The organism is Burkholderia sp. BCC0044 (assembly GCF_902832955.1).
Taxonomy (GTDB): domain Bacteria; phylum Pseudomonadota; class Gammaproteobacteria; order Burkholderiales; family Burkholderiaceae; genus Burkholderia.
Genome location: NZ_CADFDO010000003.1, coordinates 890,982 through 909,819 on the forward strand (window position 1 = coordinate 890,982; position 18,838 = coordinate 909,819).

Consider the following 18,838-nt stretch of genomic DNA (forward strand, 5'->3'; position numbering starts at 1 on the left):
CACCGAATCATCGAAAAGCCCGCATCAGCCGCCGGCCGCACGCACCGCATCGCGCAGCGCCATCGGCGACGCGCCGTAGCGCTCGCGGATCGCGCGGCTGAAGTGCGCCTGGCTCGAGAACCCCCAGCGAAACGCGATCTCGCCGATGCTCGTCTTGCGCAGCCGCGCGTCGGTCAGCTCGCGATGCGCGTGTGACAGCCGTTCCGACCAGATGTGCTGCGTGATCGACTCGCCTTCGGCCGCGAAGAGGCGGCCCAGATGCCGCAGCGACAGCCCGACCGCATCGGCGACGGCCTGCGGCCCGAGCTCCGGCTCGCCAAGATGCGTCGCGATGTACTGCTTCGCGGTCAGCAGGTACGACAGCGACGCGCGCGATGCGCCCGCGCCGTTCACTTCCGTGTCGATGAGTTCCGCGATCAGCGTGCGCGTGTGTTCGGCGAATCGTGCGGCGTCGCGCTCGACCGGCGTATTCATGAACCGCTCGACGCTCGCGCGCAACGTCGCGCCGAGCATCGCGCCCGCGCCCGGCTTCGGCGCGATCCGCAGCGGCAGCGCGGCCAGCTCCGCATCGAAGCGGTCGTCGAACGTCGTGATCGGGATATCGATCAGCAGCTGCCGCATCGGCGTCAGGAATCCGAACAGATAGGGCACGCGCGTGTCGTAGACGACGACATCGCCCGCTTCCGCGAGCAGGCACCGGTCGCGCTGGATGAAATACGCGCGCCCGCTCAGGATCTGGCACGCGAACAGCGACTCCTTCGGCAACTGGCGCACCAGCGCGGGACTGCGTTCGATCACGTGATCCTGCCCGCTGATGTCGGCGATGCCGAGGCCCGGCAGCGCGATGTCGGTCTTCTCGACCTCGAGCCCGGCCGGCGACAGCGACGAGCAGCGCAGGCCGACCAGCGTAGCCGCATTGAAAGCATCCCAGTACGCCATCCTGTCGCGCGCCGGCACGTCGGCCGTCGAGCCTCGCGTGCGTGGAAAAACGGTCGAATTCGTCACGTCGCCTCCTGCTGGCGCCTGTCGTGCGCAGCGGCACGAATTGGGGGATGGTTCGTCTGGATTGTGGTGCGATGCAATGTCCGGCGCGGTCAAGCAATTCGTCCAGCCCAGTCAAGAGCGGCGCGCACCGGCTGGCTAAAGTCGAGCCCACGACACCCCATATACAAGGAGACACACCGTGGTCGACAAAGCCGTATCCGAATTCTGGCAAAACATCCCGGCGATTGCCAATCCGTTCAAGCCCGATGCGCTGCCCGAGGCCTACATCCCGAACGCGGCCACCGACGACGAACGCTATTACGTTCCGTTCACCGAAACGGTTTCGTCGCGGCCGCTGTGGATCTCGCCGTCGCAGAACAAATGGTGCGACATCCTGATGGCGAAGGAAGCCGGGCTCGTGAACCGGCACTATCACCCGCACGAGGTGTTCGCTTACACGCTGTCAGGAAAGTGGGGCTATCTGGAACACGAATGGACCGCGACGCGCGGCGATTTCGTGTACGAGACGCCGGGCGAAGGCCACACGCTCGTCGCGTTCGATCACCCCGAGCCGATGCGCGCGTTCTTCATCGTCAAGGGCCCGCTGATCTGGCTCGACGAAGCAGGCAATCCCGACGGCTACTTCGACGTGCATTCGTACATCGCGATGTGCAAGGCGCACTACGAGAAGGTCGGCCTCGGCGCGCAAGCGATCGAGAAGCTGTTCCGCTGACGCGCGGCGAGGCTCACGATGACGTCCCCTTCCTCCTCCACGCCCGCCTGGACGTACGAGAACAGGCTGCTGCTGATCCTGTTCATGACGTTCGGCTTCGTGTTCTTCGACCGCCTCGCGCTGTCGTTCCTGTTCCCGTTCATGTCGGCCGAGCTGCACCTGACGAACACGCAGCTCGGCATGGTGTCGTCCGCGCTCGCGCTCACGTGGGCGCTGTCGGGCGCCGCCACCGGCGCATGGTCCGACGCGCGCGGCACCCGCAAGCCGCTGCTGGTCGCGGCCGTGCTCGGCTTCTCCGTGTGCTCGGCGCTGTCGGGGCTCGTCGGCGGTTTCGCGAGCCTGATCGCGTTTCGCGCGCTGATGGGCATCGCCGAAGGCCCGGTGCTGCCGCTGTCGCAATCGCTGATGGTCGAGAGTTCGACGCCGAGCCGCCGCGGGCTGAACATGGGCCTGCTGCAGGGCTCGGCCGCCGGCCTGCTCGGCGCGATGATCGGGCCGCCGGTCGTGATCGGCATCGCCACCGCATACGGCTGGCGCGAGGCGTTCTACGTGTCGTGCATTCCGGGCTTCCTGATCGCGTTCTGCATCTGGCGCTGGGTGCGCGAAGTGCCGCCCGGCGGCGTGCGCCATGCGCAGGCGGAAAGCGCGGCCACGCATGGCGCTCATGCAGCCGGCGGCGCGGCGGTCAGCCGCTGGGCATTGCTGAAGGAACGCAACATCCTGCTGTGCGTGCTGATCAGCTGCTTCTTCCTCACGTGGTTCGTCGTGATCATCTCGTTCGCGCCGGTGTTCCTCGTGGAAAGCCGCCACCTGGCGCCGTCCGACATGGGCGTCGTGATGACCTGCCTCGGCGCCGCGTGGGTGTTCTGGGGCTTCGCGGTGCCGGCGATCTCCGACCGGATCGGCCGCAAGCCGACGATGATCGTGTTCGCGCTGATCGCGGCCGCGTGCCCGGTCGTGCTGATCCACGTCGGCTCGGTGTGGGCGCTCGGCGCGCTCGTGTTCGTCACGTACACGGGCCTCGGCTGCTTCACGCTGTTCATGGCGACGATCCCGGCCGAAACGGTGCCGCCGCGCGCGATCGCGAGCGCGCTCGGGCTGATCATGGGCGCCGGCGAACTGATCGGCGGCTTCGTCGCGCCGACGGTCGCCGGCTTCGCGGCGGACAGGTACGGCCTGCAGTTCGCGATGTGGACGTCGGCCACCGGCGCGATCCTCGCGTGCGTGCTGTCGTTCGGCCTCGTCGAAACCGCGCCGGCCGTGCTGCGCAAGCGCGCGCTCGCAGGCGCCGCCGCCCGTCTCGACACGCAAAACCTCGGAGGACGCTGACATGCGCGCACTTCAATGGCATGGCCCGCGCGACGTCCGTCTCGTGGAAATCGACACGCCGCGCGTCGGCCCCGGCGACGTGCGCATCGCGGTCGCGTATTGCGGCATCTGCGGCAGCGACCTGCACGAATACGCGGACGGCCCGCACGCGATTCCGGTCGACGCGCCGCATCCGTTGTCGCGCCGCACCGCGCCGCTCACGCTCGGCCACGAATTCTGCGGAACCGTCGTCGAGGTCGGCGAAGGCGTGACGACGCTGCGCGCGGGCGACCGCGTCGCGGTCGAGCCCGAGTACCGCTGCAGCCAGTGCGCGTACTGCCGCTCCGGGTCGTACAACCTGTGCGTGTCGATGGGCTTCGCCGGGCTGATGGGCGACGGTGGAATGGCCGACTTCGCGGTCGTGCCGGCCTACATGCTGCATCGCCTGCCCGACGGCGTGAGCCTCGAACAGGCCGCGGTGATGGAGCCGGCCGCCGTGGCGCTGCACGCGCTGCGGCGCGGCGAACTGCGGCTCGGCGACACCTGCGCGGTGTTCGGGCTCGGGCCGATCGGCCTGCTGCTGATCATGCTCGCGAAACTGCAGGGCGCGACGACGATCGTTGCCGTCGACGTGTCGCCCGAACGGCTCGCGGCCGCCACGCGCTTCGGCGCGACGCATGCGTTCGATGCGCGCGGGCTCGATGCGTCCGCGTTGCAGGACGCGATTCGCGCGGCCACGGGCGGGCTCGGCGTCGATACGAGCTTCGAAGCGGCCGGATTGCAGGCCACGTTCGAATCGGCGATGCACGCACTGCGCAAGGGCGGCCGCGTCGTGATGGTCGGCCTGATGCCGCACGCGGGTTTCGACGCGTTCCGCGCGGTCAACGACGAGCTGACCTTCACCACGAGCGTCGGCTATCGGCATGCGTACGAAGACCTGCTGCGCATCGTCGCGTCGGGCGCGCTCGACCTCACGTCGATCGTCACGCGCACCGTGGCGCTCGAAGATGCCGTCGCCGACGGCTTCGACGCGCTGCTCGCCGACCGCGCGCAGATCAAGATCCTCGTTTCACCCGCGCAGCGGCCGGCCCGCCGCGCCACCACCATCGGGAGTGTCGAGCATGAGTCATCAGTGGACGTTTGACGGGCAGTCCGTCGTCGTGACGGGCGGCACGTCGGGCATCGGCGCGCGCACCGCGCTGCGGTTCGCGCAAGCCGGCGCATCGGTCGTCGCGCTCGGGCTCGACGCGGCCGGCCCGCATGCGCCCGTGCATGCGGGCATCCGGTGCGTGGAACTCGACGTGGCCGACGGCGCGGCACTGACGCGCGCGATCGCCGCGCTGCCGCGGCTCGGCGTGCTCGTCAACGGCGTGGGCATCAGCCGGCACGCGGACGAATACCGGATGGACCAGTTCGAGCACGTGCTGAACGTGAACCTGACATCGGTGATGCGGGCATCCGACGCCGCGCGGCCCGCGCTGGCGGCGAACGGCGGCAGCATCGTCAATATCGCGTCGATGTACACGTACTTCGGCAGCAAGGACCGGCCCGCGTACAGCGCGAGCAAGGGCGGCATCGCGCAGCTCACGCGTTCGCTCGCGCAAGCGTGGGCCGATCGCGGCATCCGCGTGAACGCGGTCGCGCCCGGCTGGATCGACACGCCGCTCAGCAGCGCTCTGATGGCCGACACGCAGGCGTCGCGCCGCATTCTCGAGCGCACGCCGCTCGGGCGCTGGGGCACGGCCGACGAAGTCGCGGAAGTGATCCTGTTCCTGTGCTCGCCCGGCGCGTCGTTCGTCACCGGTGCGATCGTGCCGGTGGACGGCGGGTATTCGACGGTCTAGCGCGCGCGGGGCGGGCTGCGGGCCGTCGCCGGATCGACGAGACCTGCCGATGCCCGTTGCACGCCGCCGCTCCCTTTGACTGTCGCCGAACCGGGTTCGCCCGGTTCACTTTTCTTCATATCAATCAGTAGTCCAATTAAAAATATCCGGCTCGATCGGATCATGTGAGGAGCACTTTGGAGATGACGAAAAAGACCTTTCTGGCGCTCGCGGCCTGCGCGCTTCCGGCCGCGGCGTTCGCGCAGAGCAGCGTGACGATGTTCGGGCTGATGGATGCCGGCATCAGCTACGTCAGCAATCAGGGCGGCCACGGCAGTGCGAAATTCGACGACAACATCTTCTTTCCGAACCTGCTCGGCTTCGAAGGCAAGGAGGATCTCGGCGCGGGCACGCGTGCGATCTTCCGGCTCGTCAACCAGTATTCGCTCGGCAACGGCTCGATCATCGGCGGCGGGCTGTTCGCGCGTACCGCTTATGTCGGGTTGCAGAACGACCGGTACGGCACGCTGACGCTCGGCAAGCAGTACGAGTTCATGGTCGATTCGCTGGCCGCCAGCGGCAACGAGATCGCGCAGGATCTCGTCGGCCTGTACGGCTTTCGCAACGGGCCGTTCGACCGGCTCGCGCTGCCGAACAACCCGACCGGCGCATTCGACTGGGACCGCGTCGCGGGCAGCAATCGCGTCGCGAATTCGGTCAAGTACACGAGCCCGTCGCTGTCGGGCCTGACTTTCGGCGCACTGTACGGCTTCGGCAACGTCGCGGGATCGATCGGCGCGAACAACACGGTCAGCGTCGGTGCAAGCTACGACAACGGCCCGTTCGGCGCGGGCGCCGCCTATACGAACCAGAAATACGGCGCGGCCGACGGGCTGCCGCCCACCAGCGTGCGCAACTGGGGCGCGGGCGTGCACTACACGGTCGGCACGGTCACGGGGAAAGCGCTCTTCACGACCGTGCGCAATGCGCAGAACGGCGCAGGCGCATGGTCGGCGGAAGCCGGCGCCGCGTGGCGGCCGTCGCCGGTATGGGTGATCGGCGCGAGCTACACGTACATGAAGGGCAACGACACGCTCGACAACGCGCACGCGCACCAGTTGCTCGCCGCCGTCCAGTACTGGCTGTCGAAGCGCACGATGGTGTACGTCGCGGGCGTGCATCAACGCGCGAGCCACGGCAGCAACGCGCAGATCAACGGCGTGATGGACGCGAACGGCGCATCGAGCGGCGCGTTGCAGTCGATCGCGCGGATCGGGTTCAGTACGCGGTTCTGAGCCGGCGCGGACTGTCGGCGTTCCGGCATCCGGCGCGGCTGACGACGAAGGCGCGGCGCCGGTTCGGTCCGCTGCCTTCGTCCCCATCGACGACCGCTACCGCAGCGGATCACCCGTGTCGCGCGTCATCGCCGTATCCCGGCACTGCGACGGCGTGACACCGAAACGCCGGCGGAACAGCCGCGAGAAATACGCGGGATCGGAAAAACCCGACTGCAACGCGAGGCGCGTAATGCTCGCGCCGTCGGCGCCGGTCTGCGACAGCACGTCGTAGCACTTCTCGAGCCGCAGACGCTGGATCATCGCCTGCGGACTTTCGCCGATCGATTCGAACGCCTGGTAGAGCGTGCGGCGACAGACCTTCAATGCCGCCGCGATCCGATCGGGCGACAGTTCGCCGTCGTCCAGATGCCGATGAATGTAGTGCTGCGCGTCGCGCAGCAATGCTTCGCGGAGCCTGCGCCGCGACGCGGGCGCCGTCCCGTCCGCAAAATCGATTTCCTCTGCGATCAGCCCTGCCACCAGCTCCAGCACGCCGAAGCGGCTACGCGGATTCATGCGCGGACCCTCGGCGATCATCGCCTGCAGGCCGGCGAGCGCGACGGCCGCGCCGCCCGTCGTCGGCATCGCGCGGCCGATCGCGTGCCGGGCCAATGCCAGCAGCGCGTCGTGATCGGCCACTTCGCACAGCATCGTGACGAACTCGCCACCGGTATCGCTTTGAATCCAGTATGGACTGCTCGCCTCGTACAGCGTGAAATGCCCGGGCGGCACGACGACCTCGCCCGCACGCTGTTCGAGCGTCGCCGCCCCGCTCAGTTGCCAGATCACCTTCACGTAGCGGTGCTTCAGCGTCCGGCATGCGTCGCGTCCGATGGAAGCGCTGTGCGCGCTTGCCGAAACGCGCGCGACGCGGCAACGCGCATGATCGAGCACGTCGACGTGTGCGTCGAATTCGCCGGATGCGCCGGCGCTCAGTTCCAGCGGAAAGAATCGATGCCGGATCTGCTCCGACCAGCACGCAATGCCGCCCTCCCGCCGCCGCGAAAGCGATCCCGAATCGATCATGATGTTCATCTCCAGAAGAATCCGGCTTTCAAGTCCGTCCGTTACCTGGCCGCATGCATCCATACGCCGCAGGCGCGATGATCGACTCGTCCGACTTCCCGGTCGTGTGCGGCGACGCGTGCCGGTCACGCATCGAGGGGATCGGATCGAAGCATACGACGCCGCCGCGCAAAAAAAAATTCACATGACGCCCATGGCCGGCCGGGACGCTACCTGACGCGGTAAAGATTTCACCTAGATGCACCGCACTCCTGACGGCTCTGCACGCAAACACATGCGACCGGCAATACGGCGCGGCACCCTGCTGACGAGCGGAATCCCCCATCCGTTCGGGTTTGCCGGTTCACGCCGTCAAACACACCGCCCGAAGACCAACAGCGGCCACTCATGCGCCGCAGCAGGAAACAAACGATGAAAAAGCTACGCATTGCCCTGATGCTTTCCGCGCTCGTCGCCGCGCACGGCGCTCATGCGACCGAAGGCGGCGGCTCCGTGTACCCGACGGGCGCGGAAGGTTACCTGTGCTGCGCGCTGCCGCCGCCCGGGCTGTATGCGCTGATCTACGCCGAGCGCTACCATGCCGGCGAACTGCGCGACAACGACGGCCGCAACGTCGCGCCGCCGGATTTCGGCATCACGGCCTATGCGGTCACGCCGCGGATCGTGTGGGTGACGCCGTACACCTTCGCCGGCGCGTCGTTCGCCGTGCATGCGCTGCTGCCGCTCGTCACGCTCGACGTCCACGCGGGCGGGCAATCGCAACGACGGACCGGCATCGGCGACACGACGTTCGGGCCGGCGCTCGGCTGGCACGTCACGCCGACGTTCCATACGCTGCTCGCCGTCGATGTCTTCGCGCCGACCGGCCGGTACGACAGGAACGACCTGGCCAACCTGGGCCGGCACTACTGGGCGATCCAGCCGATCGCCGGCCTCTCTTACGGCGGCCGCACCGGGCCCGTGTTCGACGCCAAGGTCATGTGGACCTTCAACCGGCGCAATCCGGCGACGGACTATCGGTCCGGTCAGGAATTCATCGTCGACTATTCGGCGGGCTGGGGCTTCGGCAACGGGCTGACGGTCGGTGCGGGGGGTTACTTCTACCGACAGACGACGGACGATTCGCAGGCCGGGCAGACCATCGCCGGCAATCGCGGCCGTTCGTTCGCGATCGGCCCGTCGGTCAAGTACGACAGCGGAAAGGGCTGGTTCGTGACCGCCAAATACCAGATGGAAACCGAGGTGCGGAACCGCCCCGAAGGCGCGGCATTCTGGCTCAAGGCCGTGTTTCCGCTGTGACCCGAACGGGTCCGCGCCGGCATCGGCCGGCGCGGCGGCGGCGGCGCAGGTCGTCCCTGCGCCGCATTCTTCATCGGCCGAGCAGCAGATCGGCGCCGCGTTCGCCGATCATGATCGCCGGCGCATTGGTATTGCCGCTGGGCACCTGCGGGCAGATCGAGCAGTCGATCACACACAGGTTCGCGAAGCCGTGCACGCGCAGCGACTTCTGATCGACCACCGAGGTCCGCGGGTCCGTGCCCATCCGGCAAGTGCCGGCCGGGTGATAGACGGTCTTGATGTCCTGCCGCACGAACGCCTCGATCGCCGACCGGTCGTCCGGATCGATCCGCGCGGGCGCGACGATCTCCTTCACGTGCGCCTGCAGCGCCTTCGCCGACAGGATCCGGAGCCCGGCCTGAACGGCACGGATCTGCCCTTCGAGGTCGGCCGGATCGCCGAGGAAGTTCGCATCGATCGTCGGCAGATCCGCCGGGTCCTTGCTGCGCAGCCCCACCTGCCCGCGCGACTTCGGTTGCAGATGGCCGACCTTGACCGACATGCCGTGCTCGCTCGCCGGCGGCTTCTCGCCCGGCGTATTGTCGAAATTGTCGAGCAGCGGCAGGAAATGGAACTGGACGTCCGGCCGCCCGGTGCCGAGCGTATCGATGAAAGCGCCGCCTTCGAGGATGTTGCTGGTCAGCAGCCCGCTGCGGAAGCATTTCCATTGCAGGAAGTGACGCATCGCCCGGAGCCCCGCGTTCTCGCCGTAAAGGCTGGTCGGCGTGCGGATCGACGCTTGCACCGACATGTGCAGATGATCGTGGAAGTTCTTGCCGACCGGCAACGCGGCCACCGTATCGATCCCGAGCGCGGCGAGCTGCTCTGCCGGCCCGATACCGGACAGCATCAGCACCTTCGGACTCCCGATCGCTCCCGCGCTCACGACGACCTCCTTGCGCACGCGCACCGACACCGGCGCATTGCCGTCCTCGCTGAATTCGACCGCCACCGCACGCCCCGCATCGGTGCGGATGCGGTGCACGAGCGCACCCGTCACCACCTTCAGCTTCGCGTCGTTGCGCACCGACGCCAGATACGTGCGGGCCGTACTCGCGCGTTCGCCGTTGCGCGTCGTCGTCTGGTAATAGCCGATGCCCTGCTGCACTTCGCCGTTGAAATCGTTGACGTAGGACAGCCCCATCTCCTGCCCGGCCCGGATGAACGCGGCCGTCAACGGATGCCGATAGCGGTTCTCGCTGACGGGCAGCGGCCCGGTCTGGCCGTGATACGCAGGCCCCAGGCTTTCGTTCGCTTCCGCCTTCATGAAGTACGGCAGCACGTCGTCGTAGCGCCAGTCGGTGCAGCCCCACTGCGTCGCCCAGTCGTCATAGTCGTCGCGCTGCCCGCGGATGTAGATCATCCCGTTGACCGAGCTGCCGCCGCCCAGCACCTTGCCCTGCGCGATGATCATCCGGCGGCCGTTCGCGTTCGGCTGCGGCTCGGTCATGTAGGGCCACGATTTCTTCTGGAACACCTGCATCACGCCGCCCGGAATCCGGTGAAACGGATTGTCGTCGCGCGTGCCGGCCTCCAGCAGCAGCACCGAGCCGGCATTCTGCTGGATCAGCCGCGCGGCGACGACGCAACCGGCGGAACCCGCGCCGATGACGACGTAATCGAAGGTCAGGTCTTGAGTAGTCATGTGTCTGTCGATAGGGGTAAGCGGGCCAGCGGCGCAATGCGCGTGGTCTCGTTGTGGTGGTGGTGTTTCCGTGCCGGAACGGGCACGGCCTCGGCTACATCGCGATCGTGACGACCTTCTCTTCCAGGTACGCATCGAGCCCGCTTTGCGACAGGTCGCGCCCGACGCCGCTGTCCTTGAAGCCGCCCCATGGCAGCCGCGCGTCGAGCGGGCTCCACGCGTTCACCGCGACCGCGCCGACCCGCAGGCGGGCCGCCGTGCGGTGGGCAGTCGCGAGATCGCGCGTCCACACCGTCGCGGACAGCGCGTAGACGGTGTCGTTCGCGAGCGCGACGGCCTCGTCTTCGGTCTCGAACGGGATGATCGTACCGACCGGCCCGAACACTTCGTCGCGCGCGATGCGCATGGCCGGATCGACGTTCGCGAAGATCGTCGGCCGTACGAAGAAGCCTTGCGACGGCACCGGCTCGTCGCCCGCGACCAGCGTCGCGCCGTCGCGAAGCGCCGTTGCGATATGCGCTTTCACACGCTCGGCGTGGCGCGCGCTGATCAGCGCACCCATTTGCGTCGCCGGGTCGAACGGTGTGCCGACCTTGATCGATCGTGCCGCGTGCGCGAGCGCGCCGACGACGTCGTCGTAGCGACGACGCTGCACGAGCACGCGCGTGCCGGCCGCACAGGTCTGCCCCTGGTTGACGAACAGCCCCATCGCGACGCCGGCGATCGCCTCCTCGAGGTTCGCATCGTCGAAGACGATCTGCGGCGCCTTGCCGCCGAGTTCGAGCGTCAGCCGCTTGAATTGCGCGCCGGCTTCGCGCGCGATCGTCCGGCCGACCCCGGTGCTGCCGGTGAAGCTGATCTTGTCGACGCCCGGATGATTGACGAGCGCGGCCCCGACCGATGCGCCGATACCGTGCACGAGATTGACGACGCCCGGCGGAAAGCCCGCCTGCGCGGCCAGATCCGCCAGCGCGCCGACGGCCAGCGGCGCGTCCTCCGACGGCTTGATCACGACCGTGCAGCCGGCCGCGAGCGCGGGCGCCAGCTTCCAGCACGCGATCATCAGCGGCGCATTCCACGGCACGATCAGGCCGGCGACGCCGACGGCCTCGCGCACCGTGTAGTTGACCGTCGGGCGCCCCATGAAGCCGCCGGTCGGAATCTGCCGGCCTTCGAGCTTGTCCGCCCAGCCGGCGAAGTAGCGCAGCGTGTCGATCGACATCGGCAGGTCCATCATGCGCACCTCCATGGCCGGACGCCCCTGCTCACGCGCCAGCAGCTCGACGAAGCGTTCCGCGTCGTGTTCGAGCAGGTCCGCCAGCCGATGCAGCAGCTTCGCCCGCGCGGCGCCGGACAACCGGCCCCATGGGCCACCGTCGAATGCGGCGCGCGCCGCGCGCACGGCTGCGTCGACGTCGGCTTCGGTGCCGGCCGCCACGCGGGCGAGCAGGTGTCCGGTGCACGGTTCGAATTTCTCGAACCACTCGCCGTGCGCAGCGTTGCAGGGCTCGCCCGCGATCCGGTGTGTGAGGGTGTAGTCGGCTGTCATCTCGTGGTATCCCGATCAAGGGCCGATCCGGGGAAGGAGGATCGGCTTATCTGGCCCACTGTAGGACGCCGGTGCAGGCGACGCTGGGACATCCGTGCGCCGGATGCAGGATTCGCATGCATGCACGCCGGCAGGCATGTGCAAGCGATGTGCGAATCGACGAATCGTACGCTTGCAGGGTCTCGGCGAATCCGCCTTTCTGCCCTATGCAACTCAAAAAGTCAGGCACGTTCATGAGAATTTTCTCTGTCGAACATTCTCATGACTAGGTATCGAAGACGGTGCGGCCGGAAGTTGATGCCAGAACAGCCGCCGTTCCCGACCTAATCGCCGGCATGATCCCCCGCGCCGACTTCCTTGACGAAGGCGAGCAGCAACTCGCCGAGCCGGCCCGGCTGCTCCTGCTGGATCCAGTGACCGGCGCCGTCGATCAGCTCGATGCGGCTCATTCTCGTCGTCGCCTTCGTCCTCATCAGATCGAGCGCGCCCGGCGCCGAATAGGTGCCCCAATCGCTCTTGCCGCCGATAAAGAGCGAGGGGACGTCGATCGTCTTGCCCGAAAACAGGCGCAACTCGGCGTTCAGGTCAGGATCGGAAAACACGCGATAAGCCTGCAGCGCGCCTTGAAATCCCGTGCGGCCATACTCCGCCGTGTACACCCCGAGTTCCGGCTCGGTGAGCCATTTGCAGGCCCGGACCTCGGCGGCGGATGGCTGAAATGGAGCGACGGTCTGGGGCATCGTCTTGCCGAGATCCATCACGTAATAGGTGGGCATCTGCGCGAGTTCCGCGGCGGTGGGCGCCTTCAACGGATGCGGCCTGTTTCCCGGCCAGTCGGCGCTTTTGACATGGAAAAACGCACGAAGAAACGCGTGCAAGCCCTGCGGCGGATGCCACATGTCATCGTTCGCCCCGCGTGAGCTCAGGTACTGCTGGTAATGCTCTCTCGGCGGATCGAGTGCCGCCAGCGCGGCCGCCAGCTTTTGATTGCCGGTGTTCGATTGAACCGACGATGCGTCGCTTTGCGCGGTGTTGAACGGAAGGGCGGGCGGACCGGGAAACGGCGCGCTCATCAGCACCACCGAGGGAAAGACGTCAGGTCGCGCCAGCGCGCAATAGGCCGCCACCGGCGAGCCGAGGTCGTGCCCGACGAGCATCGTCGTCCGCCGATACCCCAACGCCGAAGTCAGTCCGAGGGCGTCGCGCACCATATTCAACAGGCTGAAGGGTTCCAGAGGGGCGTCATAACCGTTCGCCCAGCCCGTGGTGCGCCCGAAACCCCGCTGGTCGGGCGCGACGACGTGGTATCCGGCGTCAGCCAGGATCGGGATCAGGTGCCGCCAACCGTAAGCCAGATCCGGAAAGCCGTGCAGAAGCAGCGCGAGCGGCCGGCCGGGCGTTTCATAACCGGCCTCGAGAATATGGACATCGAGGCCGTTGACCCCATGGATCATGCGTGAGCGTACCCCCGCGGGAAGCGTTCCTTCGCCATAGGTCGACGTAGCCAAATCAGTTCCTCCCGTAGGGTTGGCGCGGGCCGGTCGGAGTAACGCCGCAACCACGCTGGCCGCGCCCATCGCCAATACCGCTCGTCGGGACGCCGATGGCTTGATTCGATACCGGGACATCGCTCATCTCCGACATATGGTGATCGCCATACTATGGCGATCACCATAGCAACGTCAAGCGAGACGTGGTACGTTTTCGGCATGACACGCAAGACTGACGCGCGCGATCGCGCGATTGCCACCGCCGAGCGGCTATTTCGCATCCAGGGCTACACCGCGACCGGGTTGACCCAGATACTCGAGGAAAGCGGCGCGCCTAAAGGGTCGTTCTACTTTCATTTTCCGCGGGGCAAGGCGCAACTCGCGGAAGAAGCCATCGACAATTACGTCGCGAAGCGAATGGCCGTATTACGGGACATCTCGGCGAGTACCGCGGGCGATGCGCTGAATTTCGTCCATCGAATTTTCAGCACATTCGCGGCCGAAATGGTCGCCTCTGATTTCCAGTACGGATGTCTGATGCAGAATCTGGCGAATGAGCTACCGGCGCTCGACGCCGACCTGACCCAGCGCGTGGCGCGCGGATTCGCCGAATCGACCGGGATTATTGCGGAGCATTTCAGGGAATGCGGTTTCGCTCCCGCACGCGCATCCTCGACCGCGGCCGCCTTGGTCGCCGCGCTCGAAGGCGCGCGAACGATCGCCCGCCTGGAACGCACGCCGGCCGTATTCGAAGCGCTGGCGGATGTGAGTGCCCAAAGGTGGGCGGCCCGCGAGGGGTGATCCGGTCCGAGGGTCCCGGCCGGATGAATGTTCTGACCTCGTTCATTGCCGAACCACCGCGATCCGTTCGACTTCGGCTCAAGCGGGAATATGTCGCGCTCATTCTCTCGACTGCGTTCATTTGGGTCGCGCCGAGGCAGCCGGACAACTTGAACGCATGGAGAATGGGCATGCAGAAGCAACCGAAGAAGGCCGAACAGGTCGGCCCGCCGACGACTTCGAGGCTGAGCCGGTCGTACGGCAACGCTGATTTTGTCGACGCATTCTCGGTGGACTTGCCTGCGACCGCGTGCAACGACGCAGAGTCTCTCGCTCGATACATCTTTGCAGGACAACCCCAATGGATCGCGATGCTGCAGGGAATTCGCGACATTGCCGTCCAGCCATTCGGCCTCAAGACAACGAGCGATCTGAAAGCCGCGAAGGACGACCGGCTCAGTATTTTCCGCGTGTTCGAACGGCATGAAGACGAGATCATTCTGGGCGAGGACGACGCGCATCTTGATTTCCGCGTGTCGATTCTCGTGCAGCCTGCCTCCGGGGACGGGCCCCGGCGGCTGATACTCACTACGCTCGTCTTCTACAATCGTCTGCTGGGCCGGGCCTATCTTGGCGTGATCGCTCCTTTCCATCGCCTCGTCGTGCGAGCCTCGCTCGATCGGGCACAGGCGCTCGGATGGCCTGGCCGGTAGCGGCAACACCTATCCACACGCCTTTCTGCAGGTCGTGGACAGCACCGTCCTGGCGCAATCTCTTCACATCGAACTTCGTGGCGCGGTGGGTCGCCGCCGCAGGGCTATGTCCATACGCCCCTCGTTCGCGAGCCGCTCATCCTCGTGGGCGCGAAAGACGCCGGCTTGAGGCCCGACAAGGCGGTGCCGCTGTCGCGTCTCGGAAATCGCAAACTCGCGCTGGCGGGAAAACAGAATCTCATCCGCTGCTCGAAGGAAAGCATGGTCCTCGTTCCCGCCCCCAATAATCCCCTTGACGCCCTATCTTTCGATATATATCTTTAGATATGTTTTACGACATATAGGACACGATCATGCGACACAACCACTTCCGCGGCCATGCCCGATGCGACGGTCATGGTGCGCATGCCGGCCCTGACTGGTTCGCCGGTCTCTGGCACGCCATCGGCCGCCACCGCCGCGGCCACGATGCATTCGGCGGCGGCCCGTTCGGCGGCCGGGGCGGGCGCGGCGGCTTTGGCGATTTCGGCGACGACGGCATGCCGCGCGGCCGCCAGTTCAGCTCCGACGATCTCCAGCTGCTGCTGCTCGCTTTGGTGGCCGAACAACCGAGCCACGGCTACGAACTGATCAAGGCGCTCGACACGCGTTCGAACGGTTTCTACAGCCCGAGCCCCGGCATGGTGTATCCGGCGCTCACGTATCTCGAGGAAGTCGGCTTCGTCGCGTCGCAGGCGGAAGGCAACCGCAAGCGCTATGCGCTGACCGACGCCGGCCGCACGCATCTCGACGCCCAGCGCGAACGCGTCGACACGCTGTTCGCACGCCTCACGCATCTCGCTCGCAAGATGGAATTCATGCGCCGCGCGTTCGCCGGGGAATCGGCGGGCAACGAAACGCAGGACGAATCGCAGGCCGGCTGGCTGCCGGAATTCGTCGAGGCGCGTCTTGCGCTCAAGCGCGCGCTGCTGCACAAGAGCGCCGCCGATGCCGACGAACAGCGCCGCATCGCGGCCATCATGCGCCGCGCGACGGCCGAAATCGAAGGCGGCGCCGGCGCGTGATCCGCGCCGCCCGTCACCACCCAAGGAGAACGGATTGATGCAGAACACGTCCGAACGCACCGTCACCCGCGTGCGCCACACCCTCAAGTTCCGCCTGCTGCAGGTGCTGCGCGTGCATACCGTGACGCCGCATCTGCTGCGCGTCACGCTCGGCGGCCCCGATCTCGCGGATTTCGAATCCGCGTCGTTCGACGATCACGTGAAGGTCTTTTTCCCGCCGCCCGGCGCGGAACGGCCCGCGCTGCCGACGCTCGGCGCGAACGGCCCCGAGTTTCCGGCAGGCGAACCGAAGCCGGTCGCGCGCGACTTCACGCCGCGCCGCTTCGACCGCGCGGCCCGCGAACTCGATCTGGAATTCGTGCTGAACCATCCGGGCCCCGCATCGCAGTGGGCCGCGCAGGCGCGCGTCGGCCAATGGCTCGGCATCGGCGGCCCGCGTGGATCGTTCGTGGTCCCGACCGATTTCGACTGGCATCTGCTGATCGGCGACGATACGGCGCTGCCGGCCATCGCGCGGCGTATCGAGGAATTGCCGGCCGGTGCGCGCGCGGCGGTCGTGCTGGAAGTCGCGGATCGCACCGCGCAGATCTCGTTCGACACACGTGCCGACGTGCATGAAATCTGGCGCTTCCGCGCCGAAGCCGACGCGGCGAACGGCGACGGTCTGCTGAATGCGGTCCTCGACCTGCCGCTGCCGTCGTCCGGCGACGGCTACGTGTGGGCGGCCGGCGAAGCGCAGTCGATACGCGCGGTGCGCCAGCACCTGACCGGCGAACGCGGGGTCGACAAGTCGCGCATCCGCGCGGCGGCCTACTGGAAACGCGGCGCGGCGGCCGTGCACGAAACGCTGGAAGACTGACCGGGAATCGGCGCCCGGTTGCCGGGCGGCCGAAACAATCGTGGCGCCGGCGCAGCGGCGGGCTTGGCACCGGCATCGTGGCTGGTATATATGTATGTCTGCGCGCCGCTGTCAGGCGACAGCCGCCGCAGCCCGCCCAGGAGCGCCCGGTCATGACAAAAGAAAGCCACGCTTCGCCTTTCCTTCGCCACCTGAAGATCGCCGGTTATTGCGGCCTCGCCGCGGTAGTCGTCGCGCTGTTCGTCGCGATGTGCGCGATCCTGACGGAAAGCGCCCTCGACCGCGATGCCGCGCGGCATCCGGCCGATACACCCGAACTGCGCGACGCGGGCGGCGGCCCGTCCGCGTCGGCCGACTCGGCCGAATCGGCCCGCACATCCGGCTCGTCCGGCTGACGGCGTCCTGCCGGTTTCCCTCCGCTTACGGCGCCTGCCGGCGCCCCATCACGACCGCATGCACCGCATCGCCGAGCCGTTCGAGCAGCGCGGTCACGCGTTGCCCGTACAGGTGCGCGGCCAGCGCGCCGACCGTGCCGACCAGCACGCCGCCCGCCATGTCGAACGGCCAGTGCACGCCCGCATAGATGCGCCCCCATGCGATCGCCACGGCCATCGCGGCCATCACGAAACCGGTGACCCGCGTCGTGCCGCCGAGCAGCAGGCCGACCGCCATGCTCCACGCGAACGTCATGTGATCGCTCGGAAACGAGCTGTCCGGCGCGTGCGGAATCAGTTGCGTGCCGACGCCGGCCATGAACGGGCGCGGCGAGAACCAGACATGCCCGAGCACCTGCGCGAGCACGAGCGCCACGCAGACGCCCACGCCGGCTTCGACCGCCTGGCGCCGCGCGGGGCGCGCGCCGAAGATCCAGGTCAGCAGCAGCATCGCGGGCAGCGCATAGACGAGCCAGTCGGCGGCGAAGATCGCGAGGCGGGCAACGCCCGGGTGCGGCGCGACCCCGGCGTTGATGGCGGAAAAGAGGGCGAGATTGAGGTTCTGCATGAATCCAGTTGCGTGGGGCGTAAAGGATCGGCCGGTTGCCCGGCCGGAGACGAACGATGCTAGGGCGTGGCCGCTTAAGCGGTGCTTAATGCGGCAGCCGCCCGGACAAGATCAGCGGGGCCGCGCGGCGAACGCACTTAGAGCCTGCACTGCAACACAAGTTCACACAATTGTCATATTCCCGCGCGAACGTCCCCGTAAAAGCTCACCCCGCCTCCCGTAAAGCCTCACCTTTTTCACAGATGGCGTCATCGACGCGTGCGACCCTCGCTTGGCCGGGGCGCCATCGAGGCGGTTTGCATCGTTCGTCTCAATATTTACGCCGCAAATTATTCGAAATCGGCAACAATTAATTCCACATGCGGCATCGCACAACGGCAACGCACAGGCATACGATTACGACCACTCATCCACGAAGCGATCAACAACAAGGAGTCCGCATGAAACCCAGCGATGTCCGATCGAAAGCGTTTGCGATGCCGTTGACCAGCCCTGCATTCCCGATGGGCCCGTACCGTTTCGTCGATCGTGAGTTTCTGATCATCACGTACCGCACCGATCCGGACCGCCTTCGTGAAATCGTCCCCGAGCCGCTGCAGGTCACCGAGCCGCTCGTGCATTACGAATTCATCCGCATGGCCGATTCGACCGGCTTCGGCGATTACACCGAAAGCGGTCAGGTGATCCCGGTCGAATACGACGGCCAGCCGGGCGGCTATACGCTCGCGATGTATCTCGACGATCACCCGCCGATCGCCGGCGGCCGCGAGCTGTGGGGCTTCCCGAAGAAACTCGCGTCGCCCACGCTGCACGTGAACACCGATCACCTCCTCGGCACGCTCGACTACGGCAAGGTGCGCGTCGCGACCGGCACGATGGGCTACAAGCACAAGGAACTCGACATCGACGAGCAGACGAAACGGCTCGCCGGCCCCAATTTCCTGCTGAAGATCATTCCGCACGTCGACGGCACCGCGCGCGTCTGCGAACTGGTGCGCTATTACATGCAGGACATCAAGATGAAGGGCGCGTGGACGGGCCCCGCATCGCTCGAACTGGCGCCGCACGCGCTCGCGCCGGTGGCCGACCTGCCCGTGCTCGAGATCGTCGAGGCGCGCCACCTCGTCGCAGATTTGACGCTGGGCCTCGGCGAAGTCGTCTACGATTACCTGGCCCAGTAACACGTC

At 66.9% G+C, this 18,838-nt stretch carries 18 protein-coding genes; 12 read left to right on the forward strand and 6 right to left on the reverse strand.

Annotated features, from left to right (window positions below; genetic code table 11):
* Positions 1–24: 24 nt before the first annotated feature.
* Positions 25–1,005, reverse strand: coding sequence for a helix-turn-helix domain-containing protein (locus tag HWX14_RS20970; RefSeq protein ID WP_175884301.1), 981 nt, complete (start codon positions 1,003–1,005; stop codon positions 25–27).
* Between the two features lie 178 nt (positions 1,006–1,183).
* Here HWX14_RS20970 and HWX14_RS20975 point away from each other — a divergent pair, with 178 nt between their 5' ends.
* From HWX14_RS20975 to HWX14_RS20995, 5 genes are all read left to right on the forward strand, one after another.
* Positions 1,184–1,717 (forward strand): 2,4'-dihydroxyacetophenone dioxygenase family protein, encoded by a 534-nt coding sequence (locus HWX14_RS20975; RefSeq protein WP_089468840.1) that lies wholly within the window; start codon positions 1,184–1,186, stop codon positions 1,715–1,717.
* Between the two features lie 18 nt (positions 1,718–1,735).
* Entirely contained in the window at positions 1,736–3,046 is a 1,311-nt protein-coding gene (locus HWX14_RS20980) for an MFS transporter (protein ID WP_175884302.1), read from the forward strand.
* Position 3,047: 1 nt separating this feature from the next.
* The gene (locus HWX14_RS20985; RefSeq protein ID WP_175884303.1) at positions 3,048–4,169 is read left to right on the forward strand and encodes a 2,3-butanediol dehydrogenase; all 1,122 of its coding nucleotides are present in this window, start codon (positions 3,048–3,050) and stop codon (positions 4,167–4,169) included.
* A complete protein-coding gene (locus tag HWX14_RS20990) occupies positions 4,147–4,869 on the forward strand; it encodes an SDR family oxidoreductase (protein ID WP_175884304.1) in 723 nt (240 codons plus the stop codon). The genes HWX14_RS20985 and HWX14_RS20990 overlap by 23 nt, the downstream gene beginning before the upstream one ends.
* A gap of 182 nt (positions 4,870–5,051) precedes the next feature.
* Complete coding sequence (locus HWX14_RS20995) at positions 5,052–6,143, forward strand: porin (protein ID WP_175884305.1); 1,092 nt, start codon at positions 5,052–5,054, stop codon at positions 6,141–6,143.
* Between the two features lie 96 nt (positions 6,144–6,239).
* Here HWX14_RS20995 and HWX14_RS21000 read toward each other — a convergent pair whose 3' ends face one another.
* The gene (locus HWX14_RS21000) at positions 6,240–7,211 is read right to left on the reverse strand and encodes a helix-turn-helix domain-containing protein (protein WP_244130293.1); all 972 of its coding nucleotides are present in this window, start codon (positions 7,209–7,211) and stop codon (positions 6,240–6,242) included.
* Positions 7,212–7,622: 411 nt separating this feature from the next.
* Between HWX14_RS21000 and HWX14_RS21005 the strand changes: the two genes are divergently transcribed.
* Entirely contained in the window at positions 7,623–8,510 is an 888-nt protein-coding gene (locus tag HWX14_RS21005; RefSeq protein WP_175884307.1) for a transporter, read from the forward strand.
* Between the two features lie 70 nt (positions 8,511–8,580).
* Here HWX14_RS21005 and HWX14_RS21010 read toward each other — a convergent pair whose 3' ends face one another.
* The 3 genes from HWX14_RS21010 to HWX14_RS21020 form a co-directional block, all read right to left on the reverse strand.
* The gene (locus HWX14_RS21010) at positions 8,581–10,194 is read right to left on the reverse strand and encodes a GMC family oxidoreductase N-terminal domain-containing protein (RefSeq protein WP_175884308.1); all 1,614 of its coding nucleotides are present in this window, start codon (positions 10,192–10,194) and stop codon (positions 8,581–8,583) included.
* A 94-nt stretch (positions 10,195–10,288) separates the two neighbouring features.
* The gene (locus tag HWX14_RS21015; RefSeq protein WP_175884309.1) at positions 10,289–11,743 is read right to left on the reverse strand and encodes an aldehyde dehydrogenase family protein; all 1,455 of its coding nucleotides are present in this window, start codon (positions 11,741–11,743) and stop codon (positions 10,289–10,291) included.
* A 323-nt stretch (positions 11,744–12,066) separates the two neighbouring features.
* The gene (locus HWX14_RS21020; RefSeq protein ID WP_175884651.1) at positions 12,067–13,197 is read right to left on the reverse strand and encodes an alpha/beta hydrolase; all 1,131 of its coding nucleotides are present in this window, start codon (positions 13,195–13,197) and stop codon (positions 12,067–12,069) included.
* Positions 13,198–13,452: 255 nt separating this feature from the next.
* Here HWX14_RS21020 and HWX14_RS21025 point away from each other — a divergent pair, with 255 nt between their 5' ends.
* The 5 genes from HWX14_RS21025 (at position 13,453) to HWX14_RS21045 (ending at position 17,044) form a co-directional block, all read left to right on the forward strand.
* A complete protein-coding gene (locus tag HWX14_RS21025; protein ID WP_175884310.1) occupies positions 13,453–14,034 on the forward strand; it encodes a TetR/AcrR family transcriptional regulator in 582 nt (193 codons plus the stop codon).
* Positions 14,035–14,204: 170 nt separating this feature from the next.
* Positions 14,205–14,726, forward strand: a complete 522-nt coding sequence (locus HWX14_RS21030; protein ID WP_175884311.1) for a DUF2867 domain-containing protein — start codon at positions 14,205–14,207, stop codon at positions 14,724–14,726.
* Positions 14,727–15,079: 353 nt separating this feature from the next.
* The gene (locus HWX14_RS21035) at positions 15,080–15,790 is read left to right on the forward strand and encodes a PadR family transcriptional regulator (RefSeq protein WP_175884312.1); all 711 of its coding nucleotides are present in this window, start codon (positions 15,080–15,082) and stop codon (positions 15,788–15,790) included.
* Between the two features lie 37 nt (positions 15,791–15,827).
* The gene (locus HWX14_RS21040; protein ID WP_175884313.1) at positions 15,828–16,649 is read left to right on the forward strand and encodes a siderophore-interacting protein; all 822 of its coding nucleotides are present in this window, start codon (positions 15,828–15,830) and stop codon (positions 16,647–16,649) included.
* A 152-nt stretch (positions 16,650–16,801) separates the two neighbouring features.
* Positions 16,802–17,044 (forward strand): hypothetical protein, encoded by a 243-nt coding sequence (locus HWX14_RS21045; protein ID WP_175884314.1) that lies wholly within the window; start codon positions 16,802–16,804, stop codon positions 17,042–17,044.
* Positions 17,045–17,069: 25 nt separating this feature from the next.
* Here the strand turns inward: HWX14_RS21045 and HWX14_RS21050 are convergent, their stop codons facing one another.
* Positions 17,070–17,651: an undecaprenyl-diphosphatase gene (locus tag HWX14_RS21050; RefSeq protein WP_175884315.1), complete on the reverse strand. Its 582-nt coding sequence runs from the start codon at positions 17,649–17,651 to the stop codon at positions 17,070–17,072.
* 440 nt (positions 17,652–18,091) lie between these two features.
* On the opposite strand from HWX14_RS21050, the gene HWX14_RS21055 reads away from it, so the two are divergent.
* Positions 18,092–18,832 (forward strand): acetoacetate decarboxylase, encoded by a 741-nt coding sequence (locus HWX14_RS21055; protein ID WP_166955753.1) that lies wholly within the window; start codon positions 18,092–18,094, stop codon positions 18,830–18,832.
* The last annotated feature ends 6 nt before the right edge of the window (positions 18,833–18,838 follow it).